Below are 20,598 nucleotides of genomic sequence, written 5' to 3'. Positions count from 1 at the left end.
CATGGCCTACATCACGTTAGAGACGACAGTTCTTCAGAACAATGTCGAGTTTCTATCCGGGGGTTTAGTTCAGCTAAAGTCAGCCTGTCTCGCGGGCCGGGGCGCTGGCCTGCCTGTCGTCGTGGGCGCTCGTACCCTCCGGGTGTCATCGACATTTAAGTCAGCCTTAAGGGACGTCGATACTTTCGTAATTGTGCTCCAACCTGCGGTGGCGCAGGCTTGTGCTGTCACCGCTGGAGATTCAGTTCCTCTACCCGATCAGAGCCTTCGGCGGTGCCTCACACTTCGTCACGAACGAAAGGCGGCCGAACGGTGTTCACACTCCGTGGAACCTGGATGCGAGGGGGCACCAGCAAGTGCTGGCTCTTCAACGCGGTTGATGTCGACCCACTGGTCGAGGAGGCGGGCGGGCTCGACGCCATTCTCACCTCCGCCTTCGGCTCGGGTGATCCCCGTCAGCTCGACGGCGTGGGCGGTGGCAGTTCGACGACGTCCAAAGCCGCGATCGTGCGGCGATCCGGGGAATCCGGCATCGACGTCGAGTACCTGTTCGCGCAGGTGGCGATCGGCGACCGCCGGGTGGAATGGGGCAGCAACTGTGGAAACTGCGCCACCGCGATCGGGTTGTATGCGCTGCAGTCCGGACTCGTCCCCGTCGACAGCACGACGACGACCGTGCGGATGCGCAACACCAACACCGGCGCAATCCTGACCGCCGAGATCGCCACCCCGGGCGGGATGATCCCCACCGAGGGCGAGGCGGCCGTGCCGGGAACCAGCGCGCTCGGCGTTCCGGTCTCGCTGACCTTCACCGACCTCACCTCCGGTGCCACGCTGCTGCCCACCGGTTCGGCGTCCGATTCGATCGAGCTCGGGAGTTCCCGCCACCGGGGCACCATGGTCGTCGCGGGCGCGCCCGCTGCGTTGTTCGATGCCGCGGATCTGGGGCTCACCGGGGCGGAAAGTAATTCGGAGATATCCGAACACGTCGATATCCTCATGGCCCTGCGGCAGGAATCGTCTCTCCGGATGGGACTGAGCAAGCCCGGTGACCCCGTCTCCCACGCAATTCCGAAGGTCGGCGTGGTCGGTCCGCCGCGGGACTATCGCACCAGCGCAGGCATCGACGTCGCCGGCGAGGACTACGACATCTCGGTGCGAATGCTCTCGATGCTCGCACCCCATCCGGCGATCGGGCTGACCTCGGCAGTCGCGGTCGCTGCGGCCGCCACCGTGGCCGGGGGAGTGGTGGCCGACAATGCCCGCGTGCGGTGGCCCGGATCGCTGCGCCTGGGGACGGCGGCGGGGGTTCTCGACATCGACCTCACCACCTCTCTCGACGGGGTGGTCGAGGCAGTCTCGCTGCACCGGGCGGCACGGCGTATCGCGGCGGCCGAACTCTTCGTCGCCTCTCCCACCGTCGCGCTGGCGGGGTCTGCTCGGTAACCACTCGGCCCCGGATTTCTAGACGTCGGCGAAGCCCTCCTCGAGGCGCCGGGCCGCCGCCATGCACTGCGTGATGGCTTCCTGAGCGGCCGGGCTCAACCGCCGCTCGGTCAGGTGCGCCACCAGGATGCGACGCTGCGGAGAACGGGTGGCGAGCGGGATGGACCGGACATCGGGACGGGGATTGAGAACGGCCAGCCGCGGAGCGATGGCAACCCCCAGCTCGACTCCCACCATCGCCTGAACCTCACCGTAGTCGTGGGCGAGGAAACTCGTCCGTGGCGTGAATCCGCCTTCCTGGCACAGACGTTCGAGGGTGTGGGCCACCGGGTGATCGTCGGCGCGCACCACCCACGATTCGTCCCGCAGCTCGGTGATCCTGATCGACTTCCGATCGGCGAGCCGGTGTTTTTCCGACACCAACAGCAGCGTCGGATCGTTCATCAGGTGGTGGTAGGTCAGCAGGGGATCGTCGATCCGATTCCACTCGTAGTCCCACAGCAGCGACAATTCCGTCTCCCGGCGGCGCAGCGACTCGACCAGCTGCGCGAATCGTCCACTGAGGACTCGTAAGTCGATGCCGGGATGATGGGTCTTGAATTCCTTGACGACCAGCGGCAGCAGCGTCGATCCGGCAGTGGGGAAGGTCCCGATCGCCAGCATTCCCGCCCGCAGGCCACGGATCTCCGCGAGTTCGGCGTCCGCGGCCTCGAGTTCGACGATGATCCGTTCGGTGTGTTTGACGACCGAGCGGCCGGCATCGGTGAGCATGATCCCCCGCGCGTGCCGCTCCAACAGCGGCTGCCCGGCTTCCTTCTCGAGCTTGGTGATCTGCTGCGAGACCGCGGAGGTTGTGTACCCGAGCGCTGCGGCGGCCGCGGTGATGGAGCCGTGTTTGGCTACCTCACACAGCGTGAACATCCTCGTCGTGTCGAGCATGCCCGCCACCTGCCTTTAGAAGAAGTTAAAGGGAGTCAAGATAGTTGTGATTGTACTTCACTCACGTGGATGACAGGTTGGAGACCCACCGCTCTCGACAACGCCGAGGACTGCCCATGACTGTGTATCCGCCCAACGCCACCGCACCTTCCGCGGAGAAACCCGATGGTGCAGCATCGCCGAGCCACGGCCCGCTTCACGGGGTCCGCGTCCTCGACATCAGCACCGTCTACGCGGCACCGATCACCGCCATGCTCCTCGGAGATTTCGGGGCCGAGGTGATCAAGGTCGAGCACCCGATCGGTGACCCCGCCCGCTCCCACGGAGCCGACAAGGACGGCCACGGACTGTGGTGGAAAGTCATTTCACGCAACAAGCGGTGCATCACCCTCAACTTCGGCACACCCGAAGGCCAACAGCTCCTGCGGGACCTCGTCGTCGACGCCGACGTGCTCGTCGAGAACTTCCGCCCCGGCGTGCTGGAGAAATGGGGCCTGGGGCCGGATCGGCTAAGTGACATCAACCCGGGCTTGATCACATTGCGTGTAACCGGCTTCGGCCAGGACGGCCCCTACTCGCAACGTCGCGCCTTCGGCACCCTCGCCGAGGCGATGAGCGGATTCGCGCACCAGACCGGAGAGGAAGACCGCCCGCCGACACTGCCCCCGTTCGGCCTCGCGGACGGCGTAGCCGGAATCACCGGCGCGTTCGGTGTGGTCACCGCCCTGCTTCACCGCAACAGTCCCGAGGGCGACGGGCACGGGCAGGTCATCGACCTCTCGCTCCTCGAACCCCTCGTCGGGATCCTCGGCCCCGGACCCACCGCCTTCGACCAACTCGGCACGATTGCCGGCAGGCACGGCAACCGCTCTCCCAACAATGCTCCCCGCAACACCTTCCTGACCAAGGACGCCCGGTGGGTGGCGATCTCGGCCAGTGCCACCTCCGTCGCCGAACGGGTCATGCGTCTGGTCGGACGAGCGGATCTGGTGGACGAACCGTGGTTCGCGTCCGCCGGTGAACGCAGCCGTAACGGCGACCTCCTCGACGAGGCGGTCGGCAAATGGATCGCCGCCCGCCCACTCGACGAGGTGATCGCCGAGTTCGATCGCGTCGGCGCAGCCCTCGCACCCATCTATGACGTCGAGCAGTTGATGAACGACCCGCACGTCATTGCCCGCGACACGATCACCACCGTCGACGACGAGGACCTCGGCCCCCTCAAGATGCAGAACCTCATGCTCCGCATGCTCGGCACTCCCGGCGCCATCCAGTTCCCCGGGCGCCGACTCGGGCAGGACAACGCGCAAATCTACGGTGACACACTCGGTTTGGATGCCTCGAGTATCGAGATTCTGCGCGAAAAGGGTGTCATCTGATGATCCGCAGCTACCTCTTCGCGCCCGGGCACAACGAGAAACTGCTCGGCAAGGTCTTCGAAGCCGGCGCGGACGCCGTGATCCTCGATCTCGAGGACGCGGTCCCGCCCGAATACAAGGCCGCCGCCCGCGCACGCGTCGCCGCCGCGCTTCCCGCTCACCCCGCATGGGTACGAATCAACGCAGTCGGCACCCCGCTCGCCGCCGACGACCTGGCTGCGGTCGCCGCCCACGCCCACGGCATTCGAATCCCGAAGGTCGAATCGGCCGACGACGTGCGATGGGTAGTGGAACGGGCCCCCGCGAAGCCCCTGATCTGCGCGATCGAGACCGCGAAGGGGGTTGCCAATGCCCTCGCCATCGCTGCCGTACCCGGAGTTCGACATCTCGCCCTCGGCGGTATCGACCTCCAGAAAGACCTCGGCGTCGACGATGGCGACGCGCCTCTGCGATATGTGAGATCCCACCTCGTCATCGCCTCCCGGGCTGCCGGGATCGCACCCCCCATCGACAGCGTCTACCCGCACCTGCGGGACACCGACGGACTTGCCAGGCAGGCCGCCGGTGCACGCTCTCTCGGTTTCGGCGGCAAATCCGCAATCCACCCCACGCAGTTGCAGACCATTCATGCCGCCTTCGGGACGCGCGAGGACGACCTCGATTGGGCCCGTCGAGTCGTGCACGCCTTCGAGAGGGCGGGTGGAGCAGCGGTGCAACTTCCCGACGGCGAATTCGTCGATCTACCCGTCGCCGAGCGGGCCCGCAGAATTCTGCAGTCCCAGTAGTTCGACGAATTGTCTCGCAGCGCCGAGCCTCGCGTTTCGTGGAGGAATTCCGGAACGGGATCATCTTGTGGCGCAACCAAGCGCAGCCCCCGCCAACGATGGATATCAGCTGGCAGGGGCGCTACTACACGGACAGCCTGCACGTCGTGACGAGCGGCGTAATAGTGATCTTGGTGAGCCGGAGCGCGGAAGTCCAGCGAGTGTGATCCACGCCATTGCACTTATTCTTGCCTCTCGAATTACCGACCGGTAAGTGCGATTTCGGAATTGATGTGGTCAAGTGTGTTGAGCCTGGTTCGCCGATGCCGCTCTGCCGCAGCGAGTCCGGTCGAAATCCGGACCGATTATGTGATGTGGAACACATCGAATTCTGTGCAGAAACCCGACACTCGGGAGCGAGATGTGGTGTCGACCCTGCTGTAGCGCAATTGCGGGTATGGGTGTAGGTATATCGGCCGCTGTGCGGGTGCCGAGTTCGGTCGAGAATATGTGGTGCACCGTCATCGACGTGGCCGATAACCAAACCCTGTACGTGAAGGACGATCTGGCATGGCACGAATCAGCAAGAAACTGGGGGCCGACCTACTGCATACGTTGCGTGTCAGTGTTGTTGGCACCGTTGTATGGGCCGGACTGGTGATGGGCGTGATGGTCGTGGCGATGTGGAAATTCCCCATTCCCGGGGTGTAGACCTCGCACAGCATGTGGTCCGTCGCCGGTGCCGGAATGATCGGGATGCAACACCGGGCATCGCTGCGGCGATATAGCTGACAGGGGATCGGTTGTGCCCGTGGGTCCGGGCGGCCGTGTGATGCGAAAGGAACGGAAATGCTCGGGACGGGTATGGGCGCGATGGTTGGGCTACTGGTGGTTGCATTGCTGGTGGTCCCCGTCTCGTTCGGTGTGGCGGCACGGGCGGACGTGAAAGCCCGACGCCTTTCGGAGCCGCGAGCGTCCGATGAGAATTCCCGACGCCCGGTCGCGGTCGTGGAGGCGGAGGCGGACGGCCGATGTGATCAGTGGCGGCAGCTCGCAACGCAGGCGTGGCTGATCTGCGGCGGCGCCTCGCTGATCGCGGTAGCGGTCGTGGGTGTGCTGATCTGCTTCGGCTGAGGGCTGCACGTGCTCGGATGCGCGTCGGGGGCCTGGGTGACGAAGACTCCGAAAACCATTCGGCCGTCGTCCAATACACGACGTGGGGTCGCCAAGGAATGCGCCGGATGCGGTAGGGCCCGAAGCAGCCCGGTCGGAGTGCATGTAGCGCTCCGGCCGGGCCTCGCCGGGACATATTGGGGCAGCGAGGTTTCGGCTGTCCGGCTCGACTTCCACACCGTGCGAGTTGTGTGTGCCGGTGTCAGGAAATGGTAGATCCGCCGGCAGGCGGCCGAGCGAAGGTGTGATCCACGCCACACGGGTATTTCGCGGCGAGTTGGATGAGCGACGAGAAGCTAGCATTCGCTGGTGATACTCGAACACGCAGTTCTGCAGGTGAAACCTGGTGTCGCCACCGAATTCGAATCGGCCTTCGGCCAGGCGAAGCGCATCATCTCCGGCATGCCCGGTTTCCGGAGCCTGCGCCTGTCGCGGTGTCAAGAACGACCTGAACGCTTCCTGTTGCTCGTCGAGTGGGACACCCTGGAAGACCACACGGTGGGCTTCCGCGGATCGGGCGAGTATCAGGAGTGGCGCCGGTTGCTGCACCACTTCTACGACCCGTTACCGACGGTCGAACACTACGAGCAGGTGGACGGCGTCCGCGCAGTGTGAGGGACCGCTGCGTGAGCGCGGCCCTGCACTGAGGCCACGCTCACGTGCGAAGTCACTCGGTGATGGTCGGGGGCTCGGTCAGGAACGGGCGCAGCTCGAGCCACTCGTGGATGGGTTTGCCGCCCGCCCCCGGCGCGGCCGAGAGGTCGCCGGCCAGTTCGAGCGCCCGCTCGTAGCTGTCGACGTCGATCACCATCCAGCCGGCGATCAGGTCCTTGGTCTCCGCGAACGGGCCGTCGGTGACCGGCGGGCGTCCCTCGCCGTCGGACCGCACGAACGTCCCCTCCGGGGACAGCGCCTGCCCGTCGACGAACTCGCCGGTGCCCTCGAGCCGGGTGGCGAAGTCCTGCATGTACTGCACGTGCGCCGAGATCTCCTCCGGCGTCCACTGGTCCATCGGCACGTCGTTGACCGCCGCCGGGGCGCCTCGGTAGTGCTTGAGCAGCAAGTACTTGGCCATCGTGTTCTCCTCGGTGCTGGTGCGACCCATTGTGGTCGCATTCACCTCGGGGACGGAGCCGGACACGGGTTCTCGACATCGCCGCCGAAGTACTTTCGCGGACCCCGTCAGGCGCGGCGATCGTGTACGTCGGCGGCGGCCCCGAACCAGGTCGGCAGGTGGCGGAGCAGGTCGTTCTGGTCTTCGCCGATCCACGCGACGTGGCCGTCCGGTCGGAGCAGGACCGCGGGCACGTCCAGTTCACCGCTGACATCCGCGACAAGGTCGATCCGATCCGTCCACCCTGCCACGGACAGTGCGCCGGTCTGGTCCAGCAGGAGCCCGCGGCCGTCACGAGTGAGCTCGTAGAGACGGCCCCGTGACAGGGGGATGTCGCGCAGTCGTCTGCCGAGCAGCTCGGGTCCGTCGCCGAAGTCGTAGCGGACCCCGATCGCGGTGACCCTCTCGGCCAGGAAACGGCGGACGTCGTCGAAGTCCATCAGCTCGGTCAGCAACCGGCGCACGGCCTGCGGGCCGGGCTCGGGGGAGAGCAGCACACTCTGGGCGCGGGTGAGGGTCAGCACGTCTTCGGCGACCGGGTGACGCTCGATGAAATAGCTGTCCAGCAGACCGTCCGGTGCCCACCCGTCGACCTCGGCGGCGAGCTTCCAGCCGAGGTTGAAGGCGTCCTGGATCCCGAGGTTCAGACCCTGCCCTCCCAGCGGCGGGTGTACGTGCGCGGCGTCGCCGGCGAGGAGGACCCGGCCCACCCGATATCGTTCGGCGAGCCGGGTGGCGTCGCTGAAACGGGACAGCGATCGCGGTGAGTGGGCACCGAAGTCGGTGCCCGCGTATGCCCGCAGCTGGGTCCGGAACTCCTCCAGGGTCGGCGGGACCGAGCGATCCTCGGCCACGGTCGCGGCGGGCACCACGGCGCGGTGCAGGCCGTCGCCCGCGGGGCCGATGCCGAACCCCTTGTGGATCTTGCGAACCTCCTCCGCCACGGCGGTCAGCTCGTCCGGCGGCGTGGTCACCTCCATCTCGCCGAGGATCCACTCGGTCGTGGCCGGCTCGCCGGGGAACCCGATGTCGAGCAGTCTGCGCACCAGGCTGCGTCCCCCGTCGCAGCCGACCATCCAGCGCGAGCGCAGCCGGGTGCCGTCGGCGAGCTCGACGCTCACCCCGTCCTCGTCCTGCTCGACAACCGTCACGTCGCAACCCCGGCGGATCTGCGCGCCGAGTTCGCCGGCGCGCTCGGCCAGCAGGCGGTCGGTGACCGGCTGGGGGATTCCGAGGATGTAGCCGTGCGCGGTGTCCAGGTTCGCCGGCGGCGGCTTGTCGATCCCGGCGAAGCGGCCGGCGCCGCCGGGATACTGCTTCCCGTGTGCGAGGAACCGGTCCAGCAACCCGCGCTGGTCCATGATCTCGATGCTGCGCGGGTGCAGGCCGAGCGAGCGGACCAGCCGACTCGGCTCCGCGTCCTTCTCCAGCACGAGTACGTCCACACCGTGCAACCGCAACTCGGCGGCCAGCATCATCCCCGTCGGCCCGCCACCGCTGATGATCACGTCGAACATGTGAAACCCCAATCCGAAGAACCACCTTCCGGCCTGCGGCTCCGAATCGCGGAATCGACCGGAGCAGTCCCCATTTCCGCAGGTATTTTGGCCGCGGCCCGACCATTCTGGTCGTGGGTAGGGGCCTTGCCGCAAGCCCCCCGTCGAGCGATATCCTGAAAGTGGCAGGGAGAGTCATTCTCCCCGCCACGATCGAACCTAACTGGACCCGAACAACCCCGCGAAGGGGTTGGACCCGAGCAGTCCGGCGAAGGGGTTGGTGGTCGGCGCGGGGGTCTGATTGCCGGTCTGCGGGGGCCAGGGGACGATGTCCTGCCAATTCGGGTTCTGGTCGTCTTGCCCTTGATTCTGGTCGTCCGGCCAGCTCTGGTCTTGGTTGCCGCGGTAGTTGTCGTCGTGGTGGTCCTGTCCGTCGTGCCAGCCTCGGTCTACCTGTACCTGCGCAGTGGGGGTGGCGGCGAATGCCGGTGCCGTGACCGCGGCCATCGGAACCGCCGCGAGCACCCCGATCACTGCGATCCGTGAGAGACGTCGCCGTGTTCCCGTGCTGGTGGAGTGTGTGATCATCATCGATCCTTTCACTGAAACCCGCCGATGTGGTGGGCGAGGGCAACCCCGGCTGGGGAAGCGCACAACCCAGTGCAGGCCCGGATCCTGGTGGTCGGCTGACATGACCCTGTCAATCTCCTGGCAGCATTCACTGATTGTGAAAACCACAGTGCTGCAGTCTTGTTCAAGGTCAGAGCGAGTGCGCGTGCCCTACGTCGGGCGGGTGGCGGTAATCAGGGTGATCGAGGGCAGCATCGAGGCGCCCACGGTTCCGGGTTCGGTGGAGACGTCGGTACCGATGACCGTGAGGTAGTCGGTCAGCACGGTGCGGTGGGCGCTCCAGCCGTGTTCGCCGAACCAGTGCGTCGCCTCGCTGCGCGGCTCGTTGTAGATCAGGCCCGCCCACTGTGCGCCCGCGTCGTTGTCTCCGTCGTCCGGTGCGGTCATGGCGGTGTACGAGTCGGTGTCGAGCATCTCCATCTGTTCGATACCGGCGAAACTGCCTGGTGCCGAAAGGGTGTCGACGGCGGCGAACAACTGGTCCTGTGCCGCCGGAGGCAGGTAGAGCAGGAGCCCTTCGGCCAGCCAGGCGGACGGGACGGCGGGGTCGAAGCCACTCTCGCGTAGCGCTTGCGGCCACTCCTCACGCAGATCTGTCGCTACCTCGCGGCGTTCGGCGATCGGCCGGGCACCGTGGTCGGCCAGAGCGCGGCGCTTGAAATCGAGTACCTGGGGCCGATCGAGTTCGTACACGACGGTGCCGCCTCGCCACGGCAACCGGTACGCCCGCGAGTCGAGGCCCGCCGCCAGGATCACCACCTGTCGCACGCCGGCGTCGATCGCGGCATCGAAATAGTCGTCGAAGTACTTCGTCCGGGCCGCCTGAAATACTTGAAACGATTCGCCGAAATCGGGTGACCGCAGGGGGTGATCCCGCGTCTGTTCCTCATCGGCATCGAACAGTGCGGCCCATTCGTCGCCGGCGGCACGGCAGAACACCTCGGCGAACTGATCGACGACGATGGGGTTCGGTCGGCGTGCCGCCAGTCCGCGGGCCGCCGCGACCATCAGCGCCGTCGAGCCGACGCCGGTCTTGATGTCCCAGCTGTCGCCTTCGGCGCGCATGCTCCCGGCGCCGTCGGGTGAAGTCATCGGCCGCTCCAATCACCGGGGAGGCATCCAGACTATCTCGATCCGAGTGCCGACCGCGGGTGCGCCCGGGTCGGTCAGGTATTGATGCCGGCGAGGGCGAAGAATTCCTGGCGCGAGCGAGGATCCTCGCGCAGGACGCCGAGCAGTGTGGACGTCACGGTGGCAGATCCGGTCGAACACACTCCGCGCAGGGTCATGCAACTGTGTTCTGCGTTGATGACGACCCCGACGCCGCGGGGGTGCAGTTGTTCGTCGAGCCAGTCGGCGATCTGTTTGGTGAGCCGTTCCTGAACCTGCGGTCGGCAGGCGAAGTGCTCGGCGACGCGGGCGAGTTTGGACAGCCCGATGATGCGTTCGCCGGGCAGATACCCGATGTGGACCGTGCCGACGAACGGCAGCAGGTGGTGCTCGCACACCGACCGCAGCGGGACGTTGCGAACCAGCACGAGTTCGTCGTAGTTCTCGTCGTTGGGAAACGTGGTCAGATCGAAGGCGCGCGGGGTGAACAACTCGGCGTAGCCGTGGGCCATGCGTCGCGGCGTGTCTCGCAGGCTCTCGGTGTCCAGGTCGATCCCGAGCGCTTCCAGGAAGGCGGCGGCCGCATCCTCGGCGGCGGACAGGTCTCTGCCCGGCGCCTGATGCAGAACGTGCAGTGTCGCGTTCGACGACATCGTCGGTGCTCCTCGTCGAGAATGTGACGCATCCACCCGGCGGTGCCGGTGGCGCCGTCGGGCAGGTGCGGTGAGTGATCGGTTATGCGGCAGCGAGATTCGCGGACGGCGCGGTGTGCCTGTGCCAGGCCGGGTCGTACACGTAGGCCAGCCGGCCGAGCGTGAGTGCGCCGAGCATCAGTCCGAAATCGCGCAATGCGACGTCGTAGAAGCCCGGGTAGGTCAGCAGGTTGATCACGATTCCCGCGAGCCAGGCGGCGACGATGTAGGCGGCATAACGCGGTTTGACCGCGACCGCGATGCCGGCGACGATCTCGATCACCCCGACGACCAGCATGGTCTGGTGCGCGCTGAGCGGGCTGAGGTCGGCGATCCAGGGCGCCAGGTAGTCCTCCCAGGTGGTGAGGACATTGGTGAACTTGTCGATGCCCATGACGATCGGGAGCACGCTGAATCCGATCCGCAGTAACAGGAACGCACTGTATGCGGGGTCGCTGCGAGCGCGTTGCAGAGTCTGCCCGGGTGAGTGTGCGGTTGTCTCCGAGTGAGGTGTGGGAGTAGTCATCACGAAACCCCTTTGTAAAAATAATGGGAACTCTTTTTAGAATCTGCCCATCACCCCGTATTTGTCAATACTTTTTGGTGTTACAGTCGAGATATGTCCACGCCCCGGTCTGTCTCGCCGGCGGTTCTCGCCGCGCTGAGCAACCTCGACGACCCGTTGCGACGCAGGCTCTACGAATACGTCTCCGAGAGCGACGCACCGGTCTCGCGGGAGCAGGCGGCCGCCGCCGTCGACGTCGGCCGAACCCTCGCGGCCTATCACCTCGACAAGCTGGCCGATGCCGAACTGCTGACGGTCAGCTATCAGCGGCCGGCCGGCCGCGGCGGGCCCGGCGCCGGACGTCCGGCGAAGTTGTACACGCGGGCGGCCACGGAATTGAGCGTCAGCGTGCCGCCCCGGGACTACGAACTGCTCGCCCGGTTACTTGTCTCCTCGGTCGAACAGGACGCCAGTGGCGCCGTGCGGGCAGCGGTGAACGAGGCCGCCGTCGATGCCGGCAAACGGGCCGCCGCTGCCACCGGCGGAGATCTGCTGGAGGCGCTCCGCAGCTGCGGCTACCTGCCTCAGGTCGTCGCCGACGGTCGTGTCGACCTCCGCAACTGTCCCTTTCATCGGGTTGCCCGTGACCACCTGGACGTGGTGTGCGGGTTGAACTTACGACTCGTCGAGGGCGCGATCGCCGGAAGCACGCAGCGAGACGCGCGCGCCGAGCTTGCCCCGGGGCCGGGCCGGTGCTGCGTGGTGGTCCACCACGCAGCACCCGGTCCGGAGATCAGCGCGAGGCCGTAGCGGCGGCGGCGCGGTCACCTTCGAGGTTCGACGCGGCCGGTTACCTCAGTGCGTTACTTCCCCGGCGGTATCGCAGAGGCTTTGTCCCTTCGTTTCGGGAGCAAGCCACTGCGACAGGGCCGCGCCCAGCCCTGCGATGACCGCGGCAATGGCCATGGACACCGATGATCCGAGGTTCGTGATTGCCCAGGGCAGCAGGAAGGTGCCCAGTGCGGCACCGATCCGGCTGGCTGCAGTGGCGAACCCTGTTCCGATCCCACGGATTTCGGTGGGGAAGATCTCGACCGGATAGATGCCGGTGAGAGTCGTGTACATCGCGTTGAAGAACGAGAAGGCGAGAAAGAGAACCAGCACGATGATGGGTGGTGCACCTACCCAGATCGCGATCACGGCGAGTGCAACGGTACACAGCCACTGCGGCGGAACGGTGAGGACTCGGCGGCCGACCCGGTCGATCAGAAGTACGGTCAGGATGACGCCGAGAAGCGCGAGGGCGGACAATCCCACTCCGCCGGCGAGCCCGCCGCCGAGTCCGTACTTGTGGAGGATCGAGTCGGCGAAGGTGGCGATTGCGAAGTACGGAGTGACTGCGCAGAACCAGAATCCGGACGTGAAGAGTGTCGCCCGCCAGTTCGCTTTGTTGAACAGCTGTGCGAAGCTGCCCTTCTTGACCTGTTCGCGCTGGATGTCGTCGAGTTCGCTGGATTCCATCATGTAACTGGTTGCGACAGCCCGAGCTTCGTCCTTGCGCCCTTTGTTCCAGAGCCACCGCGGAGACTCGGGGAGACCGAGGCGGGCGAAGAAGATGGCCACGGCGAGCACGGTGCTGCTACCGAGGATAAGCCGCCAGCTCAGGTCGGTGTACTCGGTGAGGATGAAGCCGGCGGCATAGGCGACCATGAAGCCGGCGTACCAAGCTATCAGCGTGAGGCCGATCAGACGCCCGCGCAGTCGCGGCGGTGAGAACTCCGACATCAGGGGCCAGCCGATGGAGTACTCGCCACCGATTGCGATGCCCATCAGGAATCGCACGATGAACAGCTGCGCCGCGGCGGTGAGAAACAGGTCGGTGCTCCCCACGAAGACCTGAAGGCCTGACGCGACGACGAATAGGCCGATGTCTGCCAGAAACATCGGCTTGCGCCCGAACTTGTCGGTCGCCCAGCCGGCCAGCGGGGCGCCGACGAAGATGCCGAACAGAGGAGCTGCGGCGACGAGTCCGATCGCCAGTGACGAGAGACCGAGGTCGTCGCTGACCGTGTTGGTCACCGGTCCCATGATGCCGAGAATGTAGCCGTCGAGGAACATTCCCCCGAGAAGGACGGCGACGAGCCGAATCATGAAACGTCGTTTGAAGGCGTGGGACGTCGTCGACGCCCCGGCGCTCGTGGCATTCATCGTTGGCATCGGATTCTCCTCGCGGCAAGGCAGTGCATCATGGCTGTAGCTCCTGGCTCGGTGGATGATTGGGTGTTTCGTTATGGGACTGGGGCGAACTGTGGTTGATCGGGAATCGAACTGGCGAGGGTGCCGCCCAGCTGAAGGTCCCCGGGGCGGGCCGCTGTCGGCGCTGACCGACGAGCTCCGGTTGATCATCGACCCCGACTCCGCCGCGCGCCTTCTCCACGTAAGACGGATGGCATCAATTGCTGCTGTAGGTGAATACGCACGTACCGCAAGCCCGCGGTGGGCGAGGAACCGGGCTGAGCCGGGTGGGGGGAGACGCCCTGTCGCAGACCACGAGGACTACGACAAACGACTGAAGCGCCTTACATCGTTCGGCAGGAGGCCGCCAACGTCTTCTTTGAGGGCCCGGAGCTCTGCCGGGAGTTGTCTCGGAACGACGCCGTGTGGTTCGGTGCCTCGACTGTCGAACCGGGAGACGCCGGTTCAGTGGATCCGGGACACGGTCGTCATGGTGTGGGCCGGCGGCCGCGCATTCAGGGTTGGCCACCCGAACGGCCGGAGCGCGCGCAGAGCTGATCCAGCACATCCGTGCGTACCTGAATCTCGCTGAGCGGCAGAACGCGTGACGTCCCGGGAGGGCGAACGCCAAGGGCGCTCAACCGGTCTACGTGGGCGTCGGCCCTCGCGACGAAATCGTGTCGAAGCTTGCTCACGTCGAGTGCCAGGATGAACATGCCGACCCCCGGGTGCTCCGATCCCGAGTCGAAGGACGGAGCGTCGAGGGACCAGTTGGCTCCGGACATTCCGGCAAGCAGCTCGACCATCCACGCGATGTTGGCGCCCTTGTAACCGCCGAATGGCAGCATCGCGCCCTCGAGTGCGGCCTTGGAGTCGATGGTGGGCTCACCGGCTGCGTCGACTGCCCACCCGGCAGGAATCTGCTCGCCCCTGGCGGCCGCATCGCGGACGTTCACGTAGGCCGCTGCGCTCGACGACTGGTCAACCGTCATGACCTGGTGCTCCATCCGAGGAAACGAGTACGACATCGGGTTGGTACCCAGGACGCGACCGGTACCCGGTGCAGTGGCAAGGAGTGCGTTGGAGTTGATGGCGCCCAGCGCCACCAGCCCGTGCGTCGAGAGACGTTCGGTGAACCACCCGAGCTGCCCGCCGGCGAATGCACCCGACTGCACGAACACCGCGACACCCAGTGACCGAGCGGCGGCCACGAGTTCGTCGAAGGCCGCGTCGAATCCTGTGTGGAACGTCCCGCCCCGAGCATCGCAGGAGATGAACCCCGGCGCGAGCTGCTCGATCCGCGGAATGGCGTTCCCATCCAGGCGACCGGCGTCGATGGCGTGCAGGTAGTCGAGGAGGTGTGCGACGCCGACGCCGCGCACGCCCCGGTCCTCGGCGAACAGAGCGGCATCTACGAGCAGATCGGCGACCGCGGTCGATGCGCCGGACTGTTGCAGCGCGGTCCGGGCAATCTGCGCAATCTCCTCGCGCTGGACCGCCACTTCAGGCAGGGGGCTCATGCGTCGTGTCTCCTTGGTCGTTTTCGGTTTCCGGGGCACTTCCGGAGCCTTCGGATAAATTCGAGTACAGGGTGAGGCATCGTGCTTTGACGAGTTCGAGCGTCTCCGCGACGAGCGGATGACGTGCGGCGCCCCTGCGAGTAGCGGCAACGATCTTGCGGGCGGGCACAGGTTCACCCGACAACCGGATCCGGGTGACTGCCCACTCCGAACCCAATAGCCACAGCCGTGGCACGAGCATGACCCCCATATCCAGAGAAACTATCGCTGCCCCGGTCTCCCACTCGTCGGCCTGGTGAGCGATGTTGGGGGTGAATCCAGCGGCGACACAGGCGGTCACGGTGAGTTGGTGGTAGGCGCCACCGGGGGTCCCGACAACCCATTGCTCGTCAGCGGCGTCGGCGAGCGTGACTCGGTTCCGGGATGCCAGTGGATGATTCGCGGGTACGACCAGATCCAACGGGTCGTCCACCAATAGCTGTTGATCAAAACGGAGATCGTCCAGGGGAGGGGAGTCCGCGGTCACCATCACCAAGGCGAGGTCCGCCTCCTCCATTTCGAGCAGCCTGAAGCATTCGGCGGGATCGGTCTCAACCAGATGCACGCGTAGGCGGGGATGGCGATCGCGTAGAGCCCTGCCGGCGTAGGGCAGCAATTGTGTTGACGCCGTGGAAAACCCGCAGAGTGTGAACGGTCCGGACAGCTCGTCGGCCGTTTCTGCGAGTTCACTCTGTGCTCTTTCCCACTGAGCCTGCATGATGGCGGCGTGCCGTAGCACGGTGCGTGCAGCCGGCGTGAGTTTGATACCGCGGCCCGAGGGCTCGATCAATTCGACCCCGAGCATCTCCGACAACTGGCGTAGTTGGTAGGAGATCGCCGATGGAGTGTAGGACAGGGCATTCGCAGCGGCTGTGACAGTGCCGTGGTGATCGACTGCCTGCAGAACCTTGATCCTGGGGTCAAGCACCGGACTGCCCGACCTTAGGTAGCGTCTTCATCTGATCAACAGTAGGTGCAGGTGTCTCGCGCGACGTAGGAAAGTCGATTGTGGGCTTCGACGACTATCGAAGCCCACAGTCTGGTCAGTGATGTCAGGAGTGGGAGGCGGTGAATTCCATGCCGTTCTTCAGGTGCGGGTACACCTTCACGAACCAGTCGTTCTTGTACTTGCCGCAGGTGTAGGGGGCGGGGTCGGCGGGATGTTCGTCGTCGACGCAGGTCGGAACGGTCTCGACCAGGGCGTCGTAGTCGAGGTCGATGAAGAAGGCGACCGAGTAGCGCTCGGCGCCGCTTGCGTTCACCACGCGGTGGACCGTCGACGAGTACTTCCCGTTCGTCATCTTCTGGACCAGGTCGCCGATGTTGATGACGAAGGCGTCGTCGATCGGCGGGGCTGTGATCCACTCCCCGTCCTTGTTCTGCACCTGCAGTCCGCCGACGCTGTCCTGCGAGAGGATCGTCAGGACGCCCTTGTCGGTGTGGGCGCCGATGCCGATCGCGTTGCCGTCGGAGTTGAGGTCCTGCGGGGGGTAGTGCAACAAACGCTGGATGGTGATCGGGTTGGTCTGCATGCGCTCGAAGTACTCGGGCTCGAGCCCCAGGCTGATTGCGAAGGCGCTGACCAGCTTGCCGGCCAGCGTGCGCATCGCGGCGTAGTACTCGTCGCAGGTCGGTTCGAATTCGGGGAGTTCTTCGGGCATCAGGTTCGGCCCGAAGAACGGGGACACCGTCTCCTGTTTGGCGCCGTAGTCGAAGGCCTCTTTGAGGTCGGTGGTCTTGTTCGGGTCCGCGTTCTCGGCGGACGGGGAGATGTATCCGCGAGCGGTCGGACCGGACTTCTCGACGCGAATGTTTGCCTTGGCCTCATCGGGAAGGTTGAACAGCTCCTCGGTGGCCGCGTACATGCGCTTGACGAGCTCGGAGGGAACGCCGTGGTTCTTCACGTAGAAGAACCCGACCTGTTCGCAGGCATCTCCGATCTGGCGCGCGACGCCCGCGATGTCGCTTCCGTCGACGAGGGCCGCGACATCGATGACGGGGATCTCGTGGAAGGCGATCTGCTTGCTGGCGAACCGGTTGACGGATGCGTCGGACATGGGGTTCCTCCTGAGGGTTTCGATGAGCTGATGTATCGCGGTGACCGTCGAGCGGGTTCGGAAGGCGACACAAGAATGGTCGCGCAGATCACAGTCGCAGTAAAGCGCATAAATTCCCACTTGATCGTGAAGAATTCTTTCACAATGCGTCCGGTCGGGTGTGCGGCCGTTGCCCCGCAACGTCTTCCGGGAGGAGGCGCACCGCGTCGAGGTCTCGACGCGATCTCGTGAGGGATGTGCAGCTCGACAATCTGAGTGCAGATACACTGGCGGCCAACATTGTTCGTGTCAGATTCCACGGCCGACCGCTCGGGAGCAGGCATTCTAGACCGACATGACTTCGGAACGCGGGCCGGACGTGGCGGCGGTGTTTGCCTTACGTCTTCGTGACGAAAACCGGAACGGCTATCCCGCTCCAGGGGTGCCGATTCGAGAGTTCCAATGGGCAGGTGCCGGCCCGAACTCGTAGTGGTGTTCAGGGGCTTCAGCCGGAAGTAGTTCGGTGTCGCTGTCGTGGTATATGACGAGGTAGTGCGGCTGGTTGTGGGTGGTGGTTTCGGTGAGTATCTGGGCCCATTGGCCGGTGCGGTGTCCGCAGGGGAGACGCCTTCGGACGAAGGGTCCGGGACGGGCAGGGGGAGTAGTGCTCACGCTCACGAATGGTCCTTTCGGGTAACGGTGGCGGCCTCGAGTGCCGAGGTCTGGGTAATGCACGGGGGGCACTTCGCGCGCTGGGTGGATCGCGACCAGTGGCGCTGTGGCGGTGGCCGTCGGATTCGGTCGTGGGGGTTATCGGGCGGCGGGGAGCTCTTTGGCGAGTGTGGGTTCGGACGGCAGACGGTCGCCGGCCCGACCAGGATTCCTGTGACAGCCGGAGCCGGAGTGATTGCACGGCCCGTGCGGTGGCGCTCAGACGCGGCGGGGTGTGCGCGGTCGCTGGTCTTCGAGCGCGCACATCGGTCGGTGCCGTCATGTCTCACATCGTACATATAGATTAGACAACTCAAAGGGTGGGGATTCCCTGTTGACACGAGTGATGCAGCTCACCTACAGTTTTAGTTGTAGGACAACTTGGTGATAGTGATATCACTTGATTCAAGTAGGCGGAATCTCCGAGGCAACCGCGTGTTGAAAGTCCCGCGGATGCCTCTTTCGTGGCCGCGACACCGTCGCTGTCTTGTCGGTCCACCACCCGAACCCGAACTTTGGAGAGCGAACTCAAGTGAAGCCACAGATCGTCGTCATGCTCACCCACAATGACGTCACCGTTACGAACGCCCGCGATTGCTTCCGTGATGCTGCGGATCTGCCCGTCCAGTACTGGGGCTTCAAGGACGTGGGCTTGGACACGCCCGAGATGGAGAAGCTCGTCGGCGACTTCAAGGAGGCGGGCAAAACGCCGGTACTGGAGGTGGTGAACTTCGACGAGAAAGATCTGCTCGAGGCCGCTGCGCTCGCCGTCGACTGCGGTGTCGAATACTTCACGGGTGGGGTGTTCTCGCAGGCTGTCATGGAGCGGGTGCAGGCCGCGGGGATGAAGTACTACCCGTTCTGCGGTGCCGTCGGTGGTTCGCCGATCGAACTGACCGGGTCTCCGGAAGACGTGCTGGGCGACGCCGCCCGGCTGCGTGAGCTCGGCGCCGATGGTGTCGACCTCGTGGCTTACCGATATGCCGGCGGGGACCCGATCCAGCTCGCGAAGGTGGTGGAGTATCAGCTCGGGGGCGAGAATTTGATCATTGCGGGCAGTATCAACTCCGTTGATCGGATTCAGCGCATGCATGAGATCGGACCGTTCGGGTACACGATGGGCGGCGCCTTGTTCGAAGGTGTCTTCGTTCCGGGCGGGTCCTTCCGCGACAACCTCGAGCACGTCGTGAACATCGACGCGGCAATGAACGGACGAGACCGATGAGTACTTACCTGTTGGGCGTGGACGTCGGGACGACGGCGGTCAAGGCGGCCGTCTTCGACTCCGAGGGAGTCGAGGTCGGGAGTCACTCCGAGGAGTATTCCTTGCTCACCCCACGCGCCGGCTGGGTCGAGCTGGAAGCCCACACCTACACCAGCACCTTCTCCGCAGCTGTTCGCGGCGCCCTCTCCGACCTGTCCGTGTCGGCCGGTGACCTCACCGCGCTGGGCTTGTCCGCACAGGGCGAGACGATGCTGTGCCTCGACGAGAACAACGAACCGATCGGCCGGGCCATCGTCTGGATGGACAATCGGGCCACCGCGGAAGCGGAAGAAATCGAGCGCCACTTCGGGTGCCCCGCCATTCACGCGACGACCGGTCAGGTCGCAATGGACGCCATCTGGCCCGCCGCCAAGATTCTATGGCTCCAGCGGAACGAGCCCGAGTTGTTCGCGCGTACAGCCAAGTTCGCGCTCCTCAAGGATTACCTCGTCTACCGGCTCACCGGGCGGTTGGTGAGTGAGGACTCGCTGCTGTGTTCGACGATCCTGTGGGACATCAACACCCGTCAGTACTGGCCGCAGATGCTCGATTACCTCGGCATCTCTGCCGACCAGCTGCCCGAGATCGCCGAGCAGGGGGAGATCGTGGGCTCAATCGGCATCTCGGGAGCGGCCGATTTCGGTCTTCCTGCCGGGCTCGCCGTCTCGGTCGGGGCACTCGATCAAGCCTGTGGTGCTCTGGGAGTCGGGAACGCCGTCCCCGGCATCTTCTCCGAGAGCACCGGCTCGGCGCTGACGACCGTCACGATCGTCGAAGAACTGACCCTGGACCCGGCCGGTCACGTCCCGTGCTTCCCCGCGGCGATCCCGGGGCAGTACATGCTGCACAACTTCTCCACCGGCGGGATGGTGATGCGCTGGTACCGCGACGAGTTCTGCGCGAGCGAGACCCAGATCGAGGAGCTCTGCGGGATCAATGCCTACTACCTCATCGACCGGGAGGTGGAGCAGGTCGAGCCCGGCAGTGAGGGTCTGGTCGTGGTGCCGCACCTGCAGGGATCGGGTCCGCCCGACCTCGACCCCTATGCCCGCGGCGTGATCTTCGGACTGACCCTCGCTCACAAGAAGCAGCATCTGTCCCGCGGGATCATGGAAGGGGTCGCGATGGTACTGCGGCGCATGATCGACTCCACGACAAAGCTCGGCGTCGACGTGGCCGAAATCATCTCCCTCAGTGGCGGTTCGAAGAGTGACGCCTGGTGCCAGATCAAGGCCGACGCCGCCCAGCTGCCGGTGCGGACTCTGAACGGCGCCGGTAGTGCCGCCTGCCGCGGTGCGGCGCTGATCGCCGGTGTCGGAGCCGGTCTGTGGCCCTCCGCCGTTCCCCTCGCCCGGTCGGCGGTCGAGTTCGACCGCTCGTTTGATCCGCGGCCGGAGAACGCCCAGGTCTACGACCAGCTGTTTGCCCGTTTCATGACCCTTCAAGATGCGCTGAAGCCGCTGCTCGGCCCGGCCGTCGGCGCCCAGTAGACATCCGTGACCCATCGTTCGCGCCCCGTGCGCCAGCAGAAAAACACTCCACGAA

General features: G+C 65.4%; 20 protein-coding genes. 9 read left to right on the top strand and 11 right to left on the bottom strand.

Translation table 11 applies throughout. The features are described from left to right. Nucleotides 1-336: 336 nt before the first annotated feature. A complete protein-coding gene (locus ACFTWF_RS22135; protein ID WP_378463321.1) occupies nucleotides 337-1,446 on the top strand; it encodes a PrpF domain-containing protein in 1,110 nt (369 codons plus the stop codon). Between the two features lie 18 nt (nucleotides 1,447-1,464). Here ACFTWF_RS22135 and ACFTWF_RS22130 read toward each other — a convergent pair whose 3' ends face one another. Next, nucleotides 1,465-2,385, bottom strand: coding sequence for a LysR family transcriptional regulator (locus ACFTWF_RS22130; RefSeq protein WP_378463320.1), 921 nt, complete (start codon nucleotides 2,383-2,385; stop codon nucleotides 1,465-1,467). Nucleotides 2,386-2,501: 116 nt separating this feature from the next. Between ACFTWF_RS22130 and ACFTWF_RS22125 the strand changes: the two genes are divergently transcribed. From ACFTWF_RS22125 to ACFTWF_RS22105, 5 genes are all read left to right on the top strand, one after another. After that, the gene (locus ACFTWF_RS22125; protein ID WP_378463319.1) at nucleotides 2,502-3,764 is read left to right on the top strand and encodes a CaiB/BaiF CoA transferase family protein; all 1,263 of its coding nucleotides are present in this window, start codon (nucleotides 2,502-2,504) and stop codon (nucleotides 3,762-3,764) included. Beyond that, on the top strand, nucleotides 3,764-4,549 hold the full coding sequence (locus tag ACFTWF_RS22120; protein ID WP_378463318.1) for an HpcH/HpaI aldolase/citrate lyase family protein: 786 nt from the start codon (nucleotides 3,764-3,766) through the stop codon (nucleotides 4,547-4,549). The genes ACFTWF_RS22125 and ACFTWF_RS22120 overlap by 1 nt, the downstream gene beginning before the upstream one ends. A gap of 549 nt (nucleotides 4,550-5,098) precedes the next feature. Beyond that, on the top strand, nucleotides 5,099-5,239 hold the full coding sequence (locus ACFTWF_RS22115; protein WP_185727528.1) for a hypothetical protein: 141 nt from the start codon (nucleotides 5,099-5,101) through the stop codon (nucleotides 5,237-5,239). Nucleotides 5,240-5,377: 138 nt separating this feature from the next. Next, a complete protein-coding gene (locus ACFTWF_RS22110; protein WP_378463317.1) occupies nucleotides 5,378-5,662 on the top strand; it encodes a hypothetical protein in 285 nt (94 codons plus the stop codon). 348 nt (nucleotides 5,663-6,010) lie between these two features. Then, nucleotides 6,011-6,316: an antibiotic biosynthesis monooxygenase family protein gene (locus ACFTWF_RS22105; protein ID WP_378463316.1), complete on the top strand. Its 306-nt coding sequence runs from the start codon at nucleotides 6,011-6,013 to the stop codon at nucleotides 6,314-6,316. Nucleotides 6,317-6,368: 52 nt separating this feature from the next. Here the strand turns inward: ACFTWF_RS22105 and ACFTWF_RS22100 are convergent, their stop codons facing one another. From ACFTWF_RS22100 to ACFTWF_RS22075, 6 genes are all read right to left on the bottom strand, one after another. Continuing rightward, nucleotides 6,369-6,776 carry a YciI family protein gene (locus ACFTWF_RS22100; protein ID WP_378463315.1) on the bottom strand — a complete coding sequence of 136 codons (408 nt, stop codon included), beginning with the start codon at nucleotides 6,774-6,776 and terminating at the stop codon, nucleotides 6,369-6,371. A gap of 107 nt (nucleotides 6,777-6,883) precedes the next feature. Further along, on the bottom strand, nucleotides 6,884-8,332 hold the full coding sequence (gene rox, locus ACFTWF_RS22095; RefSeq protein WP_378463314.1) for a rifampin monooxygenase: 1,449 nt from the start codon (nucleotides 8,330-8,332) through the stop codon (nucleotides 6,884-6,886). Between the two features lie 198 nt (nucleotides 8,333-8,530). Further along, nucleotides 8,531-8,902 carry a hypothetical protein gene (locus ACFTWF_RS22090; protein WP_378463313.1) on the bottom strand — a complete coding sequence of 124 codons (372 nt, stop codon included), beginning with the start codon at nucleotides 8,900-8,902 and terminating at the stop codon, nucleotides 8,531-8,533. Nucleotides 8,903-9,091: 189 nt separating this feature from the next. Then, nucleotides 9,092-10,006: an SAM-dependent methyltransferase gene (locus tag ACFTWF_RS22085; RefSeq protein WP_378463375.1), complete on the bottom strand. Its 915-nt coding sequence runs from the start codon at nucleotides 10,004-10,006 to the stop codon at nucleotides 9,092-9,094. A gap of 101 nt (nucleotides 10,007-10,107) precedes the next feature. Further along, nucleotides 10,108-10,704: a GTP cyclohydrolase I FolE gene (folE, locus tag ACFTWF_RS22080; protein ID WP_378463312.1), complete on the bottom strand. Its 597-nt coding sequence runs from the start codon at nucleotides 10,702-10,704 to the stop codon at nucleotides 10,108-10,110. 82 nt (nucleotides 10,705-10,786) lie between these two features. Then, entirely contained in the window at nucleotides 10,787-11,269 is a 483-nt protein-coding gene (locus tag ACFTWF_RS22075) for a hypothetical protein (protein ID WP_378463311.1), read from the bottom strand. 93 nt (nucleotides 11,270-11,362) lie between these two features. On the opposite strand from ACFTWF_RS22075, the gene ACFTWF_RS22070 reads away from it, so the two are divergent. Beyond that, nucleotides 11,363-12,058: a helix-turn-helix transcriptional regulator gene (locus tag ACFTWF_RS22070; RefSeq protein WP_378463310.1), complete on the top strand. Its 696-nt coding sequence runs from the start codon at nucleotides 11,363-11,365 to the stop codon at nucleotides 12,056-12,058. Between the two features lie 45 nt (nucleotides 12,059-12,103). Here the strand turns inward: ACFTWF_RS22070 and ACFTWF_RS22065 are convergent, their stop codons facing one another. The 4 genes from ACFTWF_RS22065 to ACFTWF_RS22050 all read right to left on the bottom strand — a co-directional run bounded on the left by ACFTWF_RS22065 (nucleotide 12,104) and on the right by ACFTWF_RS22050 (nucleotide 17,099). After that, nucleotides 12,104-13,465, bottom strand: coding sequence for an MFS transporter (locus tag ACFTWF_RS22065; protein WP_378463309.1), 1,362 nt, complete (start codon nucleotides 13,463-13,465; stop codon nucleotides 12,104-12,106). A gap of 533 nt (nucleotides 13,466-13,998) precedes the next feature. Further along, complete coding sequence (locus ACFTWF_RS22060) at nucleotides 13,999-15,003, bottom strand: Ldh family oxidoreductase (RefSeq protein ID WP_378463308.1); 1,005 nt, start codon at nucleotides 15,001-15,003, stop codon at nucleotides 13,999-14,001. Further along, on the bottom strand, nucleotides 14,987-15,970 hold the full coding sequence (locus tag ACFTWF_RS22055) for a LysR family transcriptional regulator (RefSeq protein WP_378463307.1): 984 nt from the start codon (nucleotides 15,968-15,970) through the stop codon (nucleotides 14,987-14,989). Before ACFTWF_RS22055 ends, ACFTWF_RS22060 begins: the two co-directional genes overlap by 17 nt. A gap of 124 nt (nucleotides 15,971-16,094) precedes the next feature. Next, entirely contained in the window at nucleotides 16,095-17,099 is a 1,005-nt protein-coding gene (locus tag ACFTWF_RS22050; RefSeq protein WP_378463306.1) for an isopenicillin N synthase family dioxygenase, read from the bottom strand. 1,222 nt (nucleotides 17,100-18,321) lie between these two features. Between ACFTWF_RS22050 and ACFTWF_RS22045 the strand changes: the two genes are divergently transcribed. Both ACFTWF_RS22045 and ACFTWF_RS22040 read left to right on the top strand, forming a co-directional pair. Then, nucleotides 18,322-19,014 (top strand): hypothetical protein, encoded by a 693-nt coding sequence (locus ACFTWF_RS22045; RefSeq protein WP_378463305.1) that lies wholly within the window; start codon nucleotides 18,322-18,324, stop codon nucleotides 19,012-19,014. Beyond that, entirely contained in the window at nucleotides 19,011-20,543 is a 1,533-nt protein-coding gene (locus tag ACFTWF_RS22040; RefSeq protein ID WP_378463304.1) for an FGGY-family carbohydrate kinase, read from the top strand. The genes ACFTWF_RS22045 and ACFTWF_RS22040 overlap by 4 nt, the downstream gene beginning before the upstream one ends. Nucleotides 20,544-20,598: the final 55 nt, after the last annotated feature.

This window comes from Rhodococcus sp. NPDC056960 (genome assembly GCF_042674125.1).
Classification (GTDB): Bacteria; Actinomycetota; Actinomycetes; order Mycobacteriales; family Mycobacteriaceae; genus Rhodococcus_F.
This window is presented reverse-complemented; position numbering and strand designations above follow the sequence as displayed.

Coding starts and splice junctions, on each gene's coding strand:
- folE (WP_378463312.1), bottom strand. CDS start 10,704: ATGTCGTCGAACGCGACACTGCACGTTCTGCATCAGGCGCCGGGCAGA.
- ACFTWF_RS22110 (WP_378463317.1), top strand. CDS start 5,378: ATGCTCGGGACGGGTATGGGCGCGATGGTTGGGCTACTGGTGGTTGCA.
- ACFTWF_RS22100 (WP_378463315.1), bottom strand. CDS start 6,776: ATGGCCAAGTACTTGCTGCTCAAGCACTACCGAGGCGCCCCGGCGGCG.
- ACFTWF_RS22130 (WP_378463320.1), bottom strand. CDS start 2,385: ATGCTCGACACGACGAGGATGTTCACGCTGTGTGAGGTAGCCAAACAC.
- rox (WP_378463314.1), bottom strand. CDS start 8,332: ATGTTCGACGTGATCATCAGCGGTGGCGGGCCGACGGGGATGATGCTG.
- ACFTWF_RS22075 (WP_378463311.1), bottom strand. CDS start 11,269: ATGACTACTCCCACACCTCACTCGGAGACAACCGCACACTCACCCGGG.
- ACFTWF_RS22050 (WP_378463306.1), bottom strand. CDS start 17,099: ATGTCCGACGCATCCGTCAACCGGTTCGCCAGCAAGCAGATCGCCTTC.
- ACFTWF_RS22125 (WP_378463319.1), top strand. CDS start 2,502: ATGACTGTGTATCCGCCCAACGCCACCGCACCTTCCGCGGAGAAACCC.
- ACFTWF_RS22040 (WP_378463304.1), top strand. CDS start 19,011: ATGAGTACTTACCTGTTGGGCGTGGACGTCGGGACGACGGCGGTCAAG.
- ACFTWF_RS22070 (WP_378463310.1), top strand. CDS start 11,363: ATGTCCACGCCCCGGTCTGTCTCGCCGGCGGTTCTCGCCGCGCTGAGC.
- ACFTWF_RS22135 (WP_378463321.1), top strand. CDS start 337: ATGCGAGGGGGCACCAGCAAGTGCTGGCTCTTCAACGCGGTTGATGTC.
- ACFTWF_RS22115 (WP_185727528.1), top strand. CDS start 5,099: ATGGCACGAATCAGCAAGAAACTGGGGGCCGACCTACTGCATACGTTG.
- ACFTWF_RS22120 (WP_378463318.1), top strand. CDS start 3,764: ATGATCCGCAGCTACCTCTTCGCGCCCGGGCACAACGAGAAACTGCTC.
- ACFTWF_RS22090 (WP_378463313.1), bottom strand. CDS start 8,902: ATGATGATCACACACTCCACCAGCACGGGAACACGGCGACGTCTCTCA.
- ACFTWF_RS22060 (WP_378463308.1), bottom strand. CDS start 15,003: ATGAGCCCCCTGCCTGAAGTGGCGGTCCAGCGCGAGGAGATTGCGCAG.
- ACFTWF_RS22065 (WP_378463309.1), bottom strand. CDS start 13,465: ATGCCAACGATGAATGCCACGAGCGCCGGGGCGTCGACGACGTCCCAC.
- ACFTWF_RS22085 (WP_378463375.1), bottom strand. CDS start 10,006: ATGCGCGCCGAAGGCGACAGCTGGGACATCAAGACCGGCGTCGGCTCG.